Here is a 14,068-nt window from a genome sequence, read left to right on the forward strand (position 1 = left end):
TATTAATTTCAATGAATTGGTAAAATTCACCAGTGAATAATAAGCGAGCAACATGACTAATAATCATGCATGTACAACAGATATTCCCCGCTTTAATCAACGGAGTTTCAGAATTTTGATATAGTCTGCGCTCAGCACAACAGTGTGTTTTAAATATCAGTAACGGATCGGCGATTTGAGTATTCAGCAAGGCTTTTTATTAACCAGACAAGCTCGGGATATCCAGGGGCAGACACAGATTGAACTCTGGTTAGCCACGGATGAAGGCCCGGCGCAGCTGATCGTTCGCGGCGAGCACCCCGTGTTCTTTATTCTTAAGCAGGATATCGAAGCCGCGCAATCCATCGCCAAGCAACATCAGTTGAACGTTGACATTCGCCCGCTAGAGCTAAAGTCTTTCGATCAGGAACCGCTGGCGGCCTGTTACTGCACGCTGATTCAACATGCACAAGCATTGGCTGGCCATTTGGAACAAGCGCAACTGCTGACGCTGGAAGCGGATATTCGTCTCGCTGATCGCTACCTGATGGAGCGTTTTGTCAAAGGCAGCGTCGAATTTACTGGTCAGGTCACCACTCGCACGGACTATCACCAGGTGCGTCAAGCTAAATGCCGTCAGGGGGATTATCTGCCGTCATTGAAAGTGGTATCGCTGGATCTCGAGTGTTCGGAAAAAGGCATTCTCTACTCCATCGGCTTAGACAGCCCGATGGACAGCCGCGTGATCATGATTGGCGATCCGCAGCAAGCCGACACCCCAATGCAATGGGTGGAAGATGAGTATGCGCTGCTCAATGCTATGGTTGACTGGTTTGAACGTTTCGATCCCGATGTAATTATCGGTTGGAACGTCATCGATTTTGACTTCCGCCTGCTGCACAAACGCGCTGAATGGCACAAGATGAAGCTCATGCTCGGGCGAGGAAAACAACCAAGCTTTTTCCGCAGTGCCAGTCAGACTCAGCAGGGGTTCATCACCATTCCAGGTCGTGTGGTGCTTGATGGCATCGATACGCTCAAAACGGCGACCTACCATTTCCGCTCCTGGTCGCTGGAGTCTGTATCTCGTGAACTATTGGGTGAAGGCAAAGAGATTCACAACGTGCATGACCGGATGGACGAAATCAACCGCATGTACCGTCACGATAAACCGTCGCTGGCGAAATACAACCTGCAGGACTGTGTGCTGGTGAATAAGATTTTCACTCACACGCATCTGTTGGATTTCGCCATTGAACGTTCGCGCCTGACTGGCGTTGAACTCGATCGCGTCGGAGGCTCGGTGGCGGCTTTCACGAACCTTTACCTGCCGCAACTGCATCGCGCAGGTTACATCGCGCCGAATCTGCATTCGGAAGATTGGCTCGCCAGCCCCGGCGGCTATGTGATGGATTCCGTTCCCGGCTTATATGATTCCGTACTGGTGCTCGATTTCAAAAGCCTGTATCCATCGATTATCCGCTCATTTCTGATTGACCCAATGGGGTTGATTGAAGGTTTGCAAATCCCGATTGGCAACGCGCCCGACCAAGCGGTGCCGGGTTTTCGCGGCGGTCAGTTCCACCGCAGCAGACATTTCCTGCCTCAGATGATCGAAACCTTGTGGGCGGCGCGCGATGTAGCGAAAAAGAACAATGAGAAAGCCTTTTCTCAGGCGATCAAAATCATCATGAACTCGTTTTATGGCGTGCTCGGTTCATCGGGGTGCCGCTTCTTTGATACCCGTTTGGCTTCGAGTATTACCATGCGCGGGCATGAGATCATGAAACAAACCAAACAACTGATTGAAGTGCAGGGCTATCAAGTCATATACGGCGACACCGACTCGACGTTTGTTTCGCTCGGACGCGAACATTCCCAGCAAGATGCTGACACGATAGGGCGCGCGCTGGTTCAGCATATCAACCAGTGGTGGACCGATCATCTCCAGCAGCAATACGCGCTGACCTCCATTCTGGAGCTTGAGTACGAGACCCATTATCGCAAGTTTCTGATGCCGACCATTCGCGGCGCGGAAACCGGTTCGAAAAAGCGCTACGCAGGTTTGATCGGAGAAGGCGACAAAGAGCGCATGGTGTTCAAAGGATTGGAAAGCGCCCGGACAGACTGGACACCACTCGCGCAACGTTTTCAGCATCAGTTGTACTGGATGATTTTCCACGGCGAGAATCCGGACGACTACATTCGTACCACGGTGGAAGCCACGCTGACTGGGGAATACGATAGCGAGTTGGTGTATCAGAAGCGCCTGCGCCGCAAACTCCACGAATACCAGAAAAATGTACCACCGCAGGTGCGAGCGGCACGCATGGCGGACGATATCAATGCCCGTCTTGGCCGTCCGCTGCAATACCAGAACCGCGGCCTAATTGAGTACTGTATTACCGTCAACGGCCCAGAGCCGAAAGAGTACATGAAAAGCCCGATCGATTATCAGCACTATATCGATAAACAGCTTAAACCGGTCGCCGATGCGATTTTGCCGTTCATTGGCCGACAGTTTGAACAGATCAGCGCCCCTCAGCTCGGCTTGTTCTGACTGGATTTCACCGGACTGGCGTTGATGAAATCAATAAAACGCTCGGCAGGCAATGACTTGGCGTAGTACCACCCCTGAATAGAGAGTACGCCGTTGGCCTTAATCGCATCCAACTGCTGCTTGGTTTCCACCCCTTCAACGATAACCGCCAGATCGAGTGCATGCGCGACCGACTGCAAACTGGCAAACACCTTGCGCCCTTTGGGATTGTCTAAAGCCAGCACAAATGAACGGTCAATCTTGATGGTGTCAATGTCGAAGCGGTTAAGATAGCTCAATGACGAATAGCCGGTGCCGAAATCGTCGATATGGATTTTCACCCCGAGCTGATGCAGTTGGTTAAACGCCATCATCAGCGACTGCTCGTCCGCCAGCAGTGACGCCTCGGTGATCTCGATATCGATTTGACCGCTCAGAGGCTCGATGAGTGAAGCGATGGTTTCCATACACGCCTCATCCATCAAGGTTTCCGGCGTAATATTGATGCTCACTGGCACCATCACGCCTAGACGATTCCAACGTTCTATGTCTCTTGCTGCCCGGCGAAACACCCACAGATCCATCTCTTTCATCAGCCCCGCCTTTTCTAACCAGGGTAAAAAGGCGCCGGGATACTGCATCTGGCCACTTTCATCCATCGCACGAATCAGCGCTTCGCAGCCCGTCACCCGCCCGGATATCGGCTCGACCTGCGGCTGGTATTCCAGGCAGAACTCTTTGCTACTGATACCCAGCAGTTGCTGTTCGACGGTTTCCAGTTCACGCTCCTTTTGCTGCGCCATCAGAATCGGATCGTCTTTGAGAACCTGCGCCTCTTCCTGACGACGCATATACGTGGTGTTGAGTGAAGAGATTTTGATTTCGCTCGCGCTGTAAATCTGGTTCATGCGCCGCACGGCCGGAAAATAAATTGCGCAGCCCACCAGCACATTGAACAACTGGAGCAGCACCGCATTCCAGTCACCATCAGTAGCAACCCAGGCATTAAACAAAATTGGACTGTTAAACGGCACGGAGACACTCGGCGCGGTCACCCACCCCATCTGCACGGCTCCGAGTCCCAGCAATACATTCACTAATGGGGTGAGGACAAATGGCAGCAGCAGACGCGGGTTGTAAATGATCGGCAGGCCAAACAGCAGAATCTCATTCACGTTGATCAGAGCAATCGGTACGCTCGCCATTGCAATCAGACGCAAGGTGCGCTGTTTAGCAAACAGCAGCAACGCCAACACTAGTGACAGTGTCGAACCACTACCGCCAATAAACACAAACGACCCCATAAACGACAGGTTCATCGGATAAGGTGCAATCCCGCCTGCCATCATAGTGGAGTAGCTGAGATTGCTCGCTTCCTGCAACATGTCGACCATCGGCAACAAGGCGTAATAACCATGGATGCCGAAAAACCACAGTAGAGAATTGAGCGAAGCGAACGTCAGCCCGAAGACATAAGGATCATTGGCATAATCCATCAGCATCAGCTTGTCCAACGAGATATCCGATACCGCCGTAAGGAACAGACTGTTAAACGCCATGACCACGAATGCCACCACAATGGCAGGAATCACCATATTCAGTGATTCACGGACAATCGAACCAGCGCTGTCGGATGAAGTCATTTTCAAGGCATTGATTGCCATCAGTTTCGCCATCAACGGGGTGATATAGAGCGGAGTAATAATAGCCAGAATAATATGGAAGGTGATCAGGGTGGTGCCAGAATGGGTCATAGCGGACGCCATCACCAGATAAACGATCGCCAGCAACGCCATCGGCGGACGCGGCAAACGCCACTGCATCGCCAGCACATACGCAATCGTCGCCGTCATCAAGTAAGGGAAAAAGTCCGCGACCACTTGGTTGGTTTGATAGAGGACTTCAACCCAAGTCGGTCGATTACCTAGCAACAACTCGCCCATACTGGCGAGCAAAAGCGCAAACGAAGAGAGCATTAAACACGGAATGAGCCACACCATGCTTTCCCGAATGGCATGCATTGAGCTGAGCACGTAACGAGAGCTGGTATCCAGCACCCGCTCCCACCGAATCGTAAAGTGCTTTGACAATGCAGGCATGGCGCAATTCCGTTTGCAGAGATACTACTAACCTTAGCACATCTATTGATAAGTCTATTAAATAACTACACTTTCTCGTGATTTTGTGGATAAAGTCGAGCGTCAATCAGCCAATACGAAATTCAGTTTTTTCGTACTGTTTCACCAGCCATGGGCCAAAGCTGTCGAGCAGCCCAATCACCGACCGTTTAGGAATCACGCGCCCGCTGAGCAGGATAGCCAGCCGATCAATATCGAGCTGTTTTTCAGGGTGGTAACGTAAAAATTGGGTGCCACATTCCAGTGGGTCTTCCAGCCACTGTTTATCGCGATACATGATCAACGAATAACTGGCGCGCAGCAGTTTTTTCGCAATGGTCTTTTGCGCAGCGCTCTGCTCGGCGGCACTGCCCGCTTTGGCAATTTTGTCACGATAGAAGGTCAGCCAGTCGCCAACATCCTGATTCCAGTGCTTGGCGATTTCCCAGCTCGGTTCATAATGGCCAAAACACTCAGCCAGATCGTCGCCATACACACACACGCAGCAGTGACGCAGCATAAATCCCCATGAAAAAATGCTGTCGAGCGTCGCAACGTCACTCACCAATGCCGTTTTGACCGAGACATCAGTAATCAGCGGAAAACTTTTTTGAAAGCGCCAGCGGATAGTATTGAGCAACGTCGCCTTCGTGTCCTCAAAAGGCTGCTTGGTTACTACCACCACATCCAGATTTGACTCACCCGGTTTGGCGGTTTTGCGCGCCACACTGCCGTACAGATAAATGCTGTGCAGGCGCTCGCCAAGCCCGGCGCGCAGAAATTTCACCAAATCCGCAACGGCGGGCTGGTATTCTGGCTGAAAAGGCTGTTTAGGATCGATAACCGGCAGTGTCATAGTTGAAGGCAGTTTCCGTGGGTATGGGTTGGCGTTATGTTCGCCCAAGGCTACCGTTGAATCAATACCTTGCCGAATCCGTTGCTGAAGAAATACACATTGGAGTCACGAACATAGGGTTAAGTCGCATCTCAGATATTCCTTTTCCCCCACAGCTTTAGTTATAATGCGCCGAATTTAAGAACCAAGGAACTTATTCCATGCCAAAGGCAAGTGAACTGAAAAAAGGTTTTGCGATCGTTTCTAACGGCAAAACGCTACTGATCAAAGATATCGAAGTGACCACTCCGGGTGGCCGCGGCGGCTCAAAAATCTACAAACTGCGTTGTACTGACCTGACAACAGGTGCACGCGTTGATGAGCGCTACAAGTCTGACGATTTCCTAGATACCGTAGACATGAACAAACGCAACATCTCGTTCTCTTACGTAGACGGTGATGAGTACATCTTCATGGATAACGAAGACTACTCACAATTCGTATTCAAGAAAGACGATATCGAAGACGAACTACTGTTCATCACTGAAGAAATTCAGGGCATGCAGATCGTTCTGGTTGACGGCAAAGCGGTTGCTATCGAACTACCATCTTCAGTTGAAATGGTTATCGAAGAAACTGACCCATCAATTAAAGGCGCTTCAGCGTCTGCGCGTTCTAAACCAGCTCGTTTCGCAACTGGCCTTGTTGTTCAGGTTCCTGAATACATCGCAACTGGCGAACGCGTAATCGTGAATACGGCTGAACGCAAATTCATGAGCCGAGCGTAATTGCATGTCTGATTTAATTTCTTACGACGACGCAATCGAAGCCGCATACGATATTTTCCTCGAAATGGCACCCGACAACCTAGAGCCGGCAGATGTGATTCTGTTCACCGCGCAATTTGATGACCGCGGCGCAGCAGAAATCGTTGAAGTTGGTGATGACTGGGATGAACAGGTTGGTTTCGAAGTCGATAAGGAAGTGTTCACGGAAGTACGTATCGGCCTTGTCAATGAAGAGAACGATGTACTGGATGACGTGTTCGCACGAATGCTAATCAGCCGCGATCCGGATCAGAAAGCTTGCCACATGATGTGGAAGCGCGATTAATCAGCTTCAAAAACGCCAGCCTTTCGCTGGCGTTTTCATTTTCGGTAGGTCACTGAACCAAGGCCATTACACCAACTGGTACGTAATCACATACAACTCTTCGATGCCCGGATAAATATCGCTGATCACGTGTTTCAGTTCATCCAGCGTCATGTTCTCCTGCTCAGCGTGATATTCCGTCAACGCCGAAAACTGAACCGGTTCCACACTCTCAATATGCAGGCGGCAGAACCAGCGCCCCTCTTCCAACGTACTGACATCCACAACCGTACCCGGCTGATAATCTTTTTCGCTGGCGTCACGAATCGTGATCACTTTCTTGCCCGCCAGAATGTCGCTCTCAAATCGGGCGAAAAACGTCATGGTAGTAGGAGCTGTCATAACAAACCTTTTTTATTCAAATCAATCACACACTGTGACCGCCACAGCGTTACCCCCTGAATTTGCGCAGAAGCAAGCTTCGGATGCCGCGGCGATTATGCGAGATCGCAAGGGGAAAATCACCAGATTAAACGGTGATATTTCACGATCGTGCCTGATTTATCCTGTCGGCATGATTATTTCATCGCACTTTGACGGAACTGCGCCCTCAAAAATCAGACCTTGCTAACACCCTGAAGCAAAAACCCCCGCCATCAATTGCAATTTGTCTTGCAGTTATAGATTATTTGTATATTCAATTAAATTATTCGTAGCGCTATGTCAGAGTCACCCCTTTATTTACAGATCAAACACTTCATTCTGGATAACATCGAATCCGGTCGCTGGCCTGTCGGCCATCGCATCGCGACGGAAATGGAGCTGACGGAGCAGTTCAATGTCAGCCGAATGACGGTCAATAAAGCGATTCGCGATCTGGTGACTGAAGGCAAACTGCAGCGCCGCCCTCGTTTGGGTACTTTCGTTTGCGCGCCGGAAGAGAAAGCCGAGTCACCGCTGCTCGATATTCGTAACATCGCCGATGAAGTGGTCAGCAGGGGTAAGCGCTACCACAGCAAAGTGATTCAGCAGCAACAGATTATTGCCGATGAAAGCGTCGCAACCAAGTTGGGGGTAATGCTCGGCACGCCGGTGTTTTACAGCGAAATCCTTCATTACGCCAACGACGCACCGCTGCAACTGGAAGTACGCTGGGTCAATGCCCGTTATGCGCCTAACTATCTCCAGCAAGATTTCTCGCGCATTACGCCCAACCAATATCTCTCAGAAAACTGCCCGCTGAGCGCGATTGAACACACTGTTGAAGCCATCGTGCCGGATAGCCACATCAAAACCACGTTGTCGCTCAACCCAAGCGAGCCTTGCCTGTTGCTCAACCGCCGCACGTGGAGCGGCGACAAGCTGGTCAGCTCTGCCCTGCTCTATCACCCGGGGTCCAAATACAAGCTCACCTCGAAAGTGTTGCTAACTGAAAATTAAACCTTAAGACTGAAACTTGATCACATTTTTGCAACATCAGTCTTGCCGACTTCCTTCGTTTCCACTATTAATTGTATATACATTTAAACATACAAATAAACTTCACTCCGAAGTGCTCATTTGGTCATGACCGACGCATGACTTACCGAGGGAAACATGGAACTGATTCTGACCAACGCACGAATTGTCAGCATGCAAAACGGAAGCGCTGGCTACCAGCCAAGCGAGCCGATGAACGTGTTGATCCAAAACGGTCAAATTACTGCCTTCAGCGCAAAGGTCATCGACGCCGATGCTCAGCGCATTGATTGCAGTGGCAAACTAGTCACGCCTGGACTGATTGATTGCCACACCCATCTGATTTATGCCGGTAACCGTGCAAATGAGTTTGAAATGCGCTTGCAAGGCGTACCGTATCAAACCATCGCGGCGCAAGGGGGCGGCATTATCTCTACGGTAAAAGCGACGCGTGGTGCCAGCTTGGATGAACTGGTTGAATTGGCCTTGCCGCGTCTCGATGGCCTGCTTAAAAGCGGCGTGACGTCGGTCGAAGTCAAATCCGGTTACGGCCTGACGCTCAATGACGAAGTGAAAATGCTGCGCGCAGCGAAAGCGCTGGAAAATCACCGCCGGGTAAAAATCACCACGACGCTGCTGGCCGCCCATGCTCTGCCACCGGAATACATCGGCCGCGCGGACGACTACATCGAGCATGTCTGCCAAACCATCATTCCGCAAGTTGCGGAAGAAAAACTGGCCACCAGTGTGGACGTATTCTGCGAATCGGTTGGTTTTAATCTCGCGCAAACTGAGCGTGTCTTTCAGTGCGCCAAAGAACATGGTTTGCAGATCAAAGGCCATACCGAGCAACTGTCTAATCTGGGTGGCACGGCCTTAACCGCCCGTTATCAAGGCTTGTCAGCGGATCATATTGAATACCTCGACGAAGACGGCGTCAAAGCGCTGGCTGAGTCCGGAACCGTCGCCACTCTGCTACCGGGTGCGTTTTATTTCCTGCGTGAAACGCAAAAGCCACCGGTTGCGGCATTGCGCGAGTATCAGGTTCCGATGGCACTGGCGACCGACATTAACCCGGGCACATCGCCGTTTGCCGACCTAACCTTAATGATGAACATGGGCTGCACACTGTTCGGCCTGACCCCAGAAGAAACTCTGCGTGGTGTTACCGTTCACGCAGCCAAAGCACTGGGCTTTGCAGAAACACGAGGTCAAGTTGCAACAGGCTTTGATGCCGACCTTGCGATCTGGAACATCGACCACCCGGCGGATCTCAGCTATCAGGTTGGCGTTCCTCGTTTACATGCACGAATTGTGGATGGAGCTTTCTGCCATGACTGATTTTCCTCAAACTTCCCATCACTACCAATGGCTTGGCCGTCACGACGCTGAAGATGGCCAACTGGGCACACGGGTTCACCATGTGATGCAATGCCTGCAAGCCAGTGAACTCAACGGCGAGCAACATGCCGTCTCTCTGGTCGGTTTTGAATGCGATGCTGGTGTAGCGCGCAATAAAGGACGTGTAGGCGCCAGCCAGTCGCCAAACCTGATTAAACAGGCGCTGGCCAACATGGCATGGCATCGCAGCTCAGCGCTGTATGATCTGGGCAACATCCGTTGTGATGATGACGCATTGGAACACGCTCAATCGCGCTGCGCACACGTGGTGGCGAAAGCGCTGTCTCATACGCCAGTGATCGTGTTAGGCGGTGGTCACGAAGTCGCATGGGCAACATTTCAAGGCTTGGCTCAGCATCTGCATGCGCAAGGCATCAAGCAGCCACGCATCGGCATCATCAACTTCGATGCGCACTTTGACCTGCGAGCCTTTGAATCGGAGCTGGCCCCGGTCAAACCGAGTTCAGGCACACCATTTAATCAGATTCAGCACTACTGCGCCGAGCACAACTGGTGTTTTCACTATGCCTGTCTGGGTGTCAGCCGTGCGAGCAATACCGCCGCACTGTTTGAACGCGCCGATGAACTGGGCGTGTGGTATGTGGAAGATCGCGCGCTGTCGCAAGCCAACCACATCTATCACATGACGCAGCTGCAACACTTCATCGATGACTGCGATTATCTCTATCTCACCATCGATTTGGACGTGTTCCCCGCCGCGACTGCGCCGGGCGTGAGTGCGCCAGCGGCGCGCGGAGTCAGTCTGGAAACGCTGACGCCGTATCTCGACAGGATTCTGCACTACAAAAACAAACTCATGATTGCCGATATCGCGGAATACAACCCGACTTACGATATCGACAATCAGACTGCCCGCCTCGCGGCCAGATTGTGTTGGGATATCGCCAACACCATGGCCGAGAAAAATGTGCGCTGAATGTCAGCCACGGGCAAAGCAACACTAAAAAATAAACCCTAAAACGCTCAACGGAAAACGAGCGAAGCAAATGAAACACGGCGAATCCTTACCCTACACAACGGGGTTCGCCAACCCAAACATAAAGGAGTCGTAACATGACGCAGCACCAAGCTCAAGGTACCCGTCTGGACACAAGCCGCACCATTCGTGCACCCCACGGAACCACACTACGCGCCAAATCTTGGCTGACTGAAGCACCACTACGTATGCTGATGAACAACCTTGACCCGGACGTTGCTGAACACCCGCATTCACTGGTGGTGTATGGCGGTATCGGCCGCGCAGCGCGTAACTGGGAATGTTACGACAAAATCGTCGAAGTGCTGGAGCGTCTGGAAGACGACCAAACTCTGGTGGTTCAATCTGGTAAGCCAGTCGGCGTGTTCCCAACACACAAAAACGCACCCCGCGTGCTGATTGCTAACTCCAACCTGGTTCCACACTGGGCAAACTGGGAACACTTTAACGAGCTGGATAAACAAGGCCTGATGATGTACGGCCAGATGACGGCGGGCTCTTGGATCTACATCGGCTCTCAGGGCATCGTTCAGGGTACTTACGAAACGTTCGTTGCAGTCGCGAAGAAGCATTTCGACGGCAACGCGAAAGGTCGCTGGGTACTGACTGGCGGTTTGGGCGGCATGGGTGGCGCACAGCCTCTGGCCGCGACCATGGCCGGTTTCTCTATGATTGCGGTGGAATGTGACGAGTCACGTATCGACTACCGTCTGCGTACTGGTTACGTGGATAAGAAAGCCACCAGCCTGGACGAAGCACTGGCGATCATTTACGAATCGGATGAGCCGGTCTCAGTTGGCCTGCTGGGCAACGCCGCGGACATTTTCCCGCAGCTGCTTGAGCGCAACATCACGCCTGATGTGGTCACTGACCAAACTTCGGCGCACGATCCGCTCAACGGTTACCTGCCACTGGGCTGGAGCATGGAACACGCAGCAGAAATGCGTAAAATCGACGAAGCGAAAGTCGTCAAAGCAGCGAAAGAGTCGATGGCGATTCAGGTTCGCGCCATGCTGGAACTGCAAAACCGCGGCGCTGCAACCCTCGACTACGGCAACAACATTCGTCAGATGGCACTGGAAGAAGGCGTTGAGAATGCCTTTGATTTCCCAGGCTTTGTACCGGCGTACATTCGTCCACTGTTCTGTGAAGGCATCGGTCCTTTCCGCTGGGCTGCCCTATCCGGCGATCCAGAGGATATCTACAAAACGGATCAAAAAGTGAAAGAACTGATCCCGGATAACCCGCATCTGCACAACTGGCTGGACATGGCGCGTGAGCGCATCCACTTCCAAGGTCTGCCAGCACGCATCTGTTGGGTCGGTCTGAAAGATCGTGAACGTCTGGGTCAGGCATTCAACGAAATGGTGAAAAATGGCGAACTGAAAGCGCCAGTCGTCATCGGTCGTGATCACTTGGATTCAGGTTCAGTCGCCAGCCCGAACCGTGAAACCGAAGGCATGATGGACGGCTCAGACGCTGTGTCTGACTGGCCACTACTGAATGCGTTGCTCAATACGGCTGGCGGCGCGACGTGGGTGTCTTTGCATCACGGTGGCGGCGTCGGCATGGGCTTCTCCCAACACTCCGGTATGGTGATTTGCTGTGACGGTAGTGATGACGCTTCACAACGTATTGCTCGCGTCTTGCATAACGATCCGGCAACGGGTGTGATGCGTCACGCTGATGCAGGCTACGATATCGCGAAACGCTGTGCAAAAGAACAAAAGCTCGATCTGCCAATGCTGAACGACGAGCTGGCTCAACTGAAGTAAGGACAATGGACATGTTGAATTTAGTCATTAAACCGGGTTCGCTCACGCTGAACCAACTGCGTCAAATCAGCCGCTCACCAGTGACACTGTCACTCGATTCAGCAGCAATTCCTGCCATTGAACAGAGCACGCAGGTTGTCGAGCAAGTGATCGCGGAAGGTCGTACCGTTTACGGCATCAACACCGGTTTTGGATTGTTGGCTAATACCAAGATTGCACCGGAAGATCTGGAAATCCTGCAAAGAAGTATCGTGCTTTCGCATGCAGCGGGTATTGGTGAATTTATGTCAGACGAAACTGTTCGTCTGATGATGGTGCTGAAAATCAACAGCCTGGCACGTGGTTTCTCGGGCATTCGCTTGAAAGTGCTGGAAGCGCTGATGGCACTGGTTAACAGCGAAGTGTACCCATGCGTACCACAAAAAGGGTCTGTGGGCGCATCAGGTGACCTGGCTCCGCTGGCTCACATGAGTACCGTACTGCTGGGCGAAGGTCAGGCACGTCACAAAGGTGAAATCGTTTCGGGTCTGCAAGCGCTGAAAATCGCAGGTCTAGAGCCTGTCACGCTGGCGCCGAAAGAAGGTTTGGCACTACTGAACGGAACTCAGGCATCGACGGCGTTTGCACTCGAAGGTCTGTTCATGGCGGAAGACCTGTTTGCGTCGGCGACCGTCTGCGGCGCCATGTCCGTAGAAGCAGCTCTGGGTAGCCGTCGTCCGTTCGATGCTCGTATTCACGCCGTTCGTGGCCACCGCTGCCAGATGGATGCCGCTGCCGCGTATCGTCATATGCTGGATAACCAGAGTGACATCGGTGATTCGCACCAAGGTTGTGAAAAAGTGCAGGATCCGTATTCACTGCGTTGCCAGCCACAGGTGATGGGTGCGTGTCTGCAGCAAATCCGCAACGCCGCTGACACATTGGTGGTCGAAGCGAACTCTGTTTCCGACAACCCACTGGTATTCGCTGAAGACGGCGACATCATCTCCGGCGGTAACTTCCATGCTGAACCGGTTGCCATGGCGGCGGACAATCTGGCACTGGCGATTGCAGAAATCGGCAGCCTGTCTGAGCGTCGTATGGCCCTGCTTATCGACAGCGCGCTGAGCAAACTGCCACCGTTCTTGGTTGACAACGGCGGCGTGAACTCAGGCTTTATGATTGCGCAGGTAACCTCGGCGGCACTGGCCAGCGAAAACAAATCGTTGGCTCATCCAGCATCGGTGGATAGCCTGCCAACATCTGCCAACCAGGAAGACCACGTTTCAATGGCCACCTTCGCAGGTCGTCGCCTACGTGAAATGAGCGAAAATACCCGTGGTATTCTGGCCGTAGAATACCTCGCGTCTGCTCAGGGTCTGGACTTCCGTGCGCCAAACAAGTCGTCAGCACGTGTGGAAGAAGCGAAGCAGATCCTGCGCAACAAAGTACCGTTCTACGACAAAGACCGTTACTTCGCGCCAGATATCGCTGACGCGAATGAGCTACTGAAACAGGCGGTCCACAACCACCTGATGCCCGAGCAGATTCTGCCAAGCTTCCAGTAAGCATCGTAAAAGCCAAAAGAGCCCTGCGGGGCTCTTTTATTTTGCTGGCTTATTGCGGCGGCAGCGCTGCGAGCAATATTTCACGTCATCCCAGCACTGCGCCCACTTTTTCCGCCAACTGAACGATCGCTCGCATACGATACAAATCTTGTGAGGCAGATGAGGTTTCTGATGGCCTGTCATCATCGTCTCCGACTTTGTAGAACAGAGAAAAATACGCAGCCTCGCCTCTCAAGATCACTGCAAATTGTCTCTCTTTTGCTCTCAAAGCTAAGATTTCACAATAAGTTGGCACTGATTGGACCATTAAAACTTTTCAGACGGCTAT

At 52.1% G+C, this 14,068-nt stretch carries 12 protein-coding genes; 8 read left to right on the forward strand and 4 right to left on the reverse strand.

Features of this window, described 5'->3' with window-relative positions; all coding sequences use genetic code 11:
* Window positions 1–175: 175 nt before the first annotated feature.
* Window positions 176–2,539, forward strand: a complete 2,364-nt coding sequence (locus DYA43_RS08120; protein ID WP_061056598.1) for a DNA polymerase II — start codon at window positions 176–178, stop codon at window positions 2,537–2,539.
* Here DYA43_RS08120 and DYA43_RS08125 read toward each other — a convergent pair.
* Both DYA43_RS08125 and DYA43_RS08130 read right to left on the reverse strand, forming a co-directional pair.
* Window positions 2,521–4,617: a PTS sugar transporter subunit IIC/EAL domain-containing protein gene (locus DYA43_RS08125; RefSeq protein WP_061056599.1), complete on the reverse strand. Its 2,097-nt coding sequence runs from the start codon at window positions 4,615–4,617 to the stop codon at window positions 2,521–2,523. The genes DYA43_RS08120 and DYA43_RS08125 overlap by 19 nt on opposite strands.
* 106 nt (window positions 4,618–4,723) lie before the next feature.
* Window positions 4,724–5,491, reverse strand: coding sequence for a nucleotidyltransferase domain-containing protein (locus tag DYA43_RS08130; protein ID WP_024374213.1), 768 nt, complete (start codon window positions 5,489–5,491; stop codon window positions 4,724–4,726).
* A gap of 200 nt (window positions 5,492–5,691) precedes the next feature.
* On the opposite strand from DYA43_RS08130, the gene yeiP reads away from it, so the two are divergent.
* On the forward strand, window positions 5,692–6,258 hold the full coding sequence (gene yeiP, locus DYA43_RS08135) for an elongation factor P-like protein YeiP (protein WP_020327612.1): 567 nt from the start codon (window positions 5,692–5,694) through the stop codon (window positions 6,256–6,258).
* Between the two features lie 4 nt (window positions 6,259–6,262).
* Window positions 6,263–6,583 carry an HI1450 family dsDNA-mimic protein gene (locus DYA43_RS08140; protein ID WP_020327614.1) on the forward strand — a complete coding sequence of 107 codons (321 nt, stop codon included), beginning with the start codon at window positions 6,263–6,265 and terminating at the stop codon, window positions 6,581–6,583.
* A gap of 66 nt (window positions 6,584–6,649) precedes the next feature.
* On the opposite strand, the gene yqfB is transcribed toward DYA43_RS08140, so the two are convergent.
* Window positions 6,650–6,964, reverse strand: coding sequence for a N(4)-acetylcytidine aminohydrolase (yqfB, locus tag DYA43_RS08145; protein WP_032080075.1), 315 nt, complete (start codon window positions 6,962–6,964; stop codon window positions 6,650–6,652).
* A gap of 318 nt (window positions 6,965–7,282) precedes the next feature.
* On the opposite strand from yqfB, the gene hutC reads away from it, so the two are divergent.
* The 5 genes from hutC to hutH all read left to right on the forward strand — a co-directional run bounded on the left by hutC (window position 7,283) and on the right by hutH (window position 13,740).
* Window positions 7,283–8,002 carry a histidine utilization transcriptional repressor HutC gene (gene hutC, locus DYA43_RS08150; protein ID WP_047458912.1) on the forward strand — a complete coding sequence of 240 codons (720 nt, stop codon included), beginning with the start codon at window positions 7,283–7,285 and terminating at the stop codon, window positions 8,000–8,002.
* 156 nt (window positions 8,003–8,158) lie between these two features.
* Entirely contained in the window at window positions 8,159–9,361 is a 1,203-nt protein-coding gene (gene hutI, locus DYA43_RS08155) for an imidazolonepropionase (protein ID WP_061056600.1), read from the forward strand.
* The gene (gene hutG, locus DYA43_RS08160; RefSeq protein WP_047458917.1) at window positions 9,354–10,358 is read left to right on the forward strand and encodes a formimidoylglutamase; all 1,005 of its coding nucleotides are present in this window, start codon (window positions 9,354–9,356) and stop codon (window positions 10,356–10,358) included. The genes hutI and hutG overlap by 8 nt, the downstream gene beginning before the upstream one ends.
* Window positions 10,359–10,495: 137 nt before the next feature.
* On the forward strand, window positions 10,496–12,193 hold the full coding sequence (gene hutU / locus DYA43_RS08165) for a urocanate hydratase (protein WP_024374208.1): 1,698 nt from the start codon (window positions 10,496–10,498) through the stop codon (window positions 12,191–12,193).
* Window positions 12,194–12,198: 5 nt separating this feature from the next.
* Complete coding sequence (hutH, locus tag DYA43_RS08170) at window positions 12,199–13,740, forward strand: histidine ammonia-lyase (protein WP_172465283.1); 1,542 nt, start codon at window positions 12,199–12,201, stop codon at window positions 13,738–13,740.
* Window positions 13,741–13,776: 36 nt separating this feature from the next.
* On the opposite strand, the gene DYA43_RS08175 is transcribed toward hutH, so the two are convergent.
* Complete coding sequence (locus DYA43_RS08175; RefSeq protein ID WP_081035108.1) at window positions 13,777–13,923, reverse strand: DUF2256 domain-containing protein; 147 nt, start codon at window positions 13,921–13,923, stop codon at window positions 13,777–13,779.
* Between the last annotated feature and the right edge of the window lie 145 nt (window positions 13,924–14,068).

The sequence above is a fragment of the Vibrio fluvialis genome (assembly GCF_900460245.1).
GTDB classification, from domain to species: Bacteria; Pseudomonadota; Gammaproteobacteria; order Enterobacterales; family Vibrionaceae; genus Vibrio; species Vibrio fluvialis.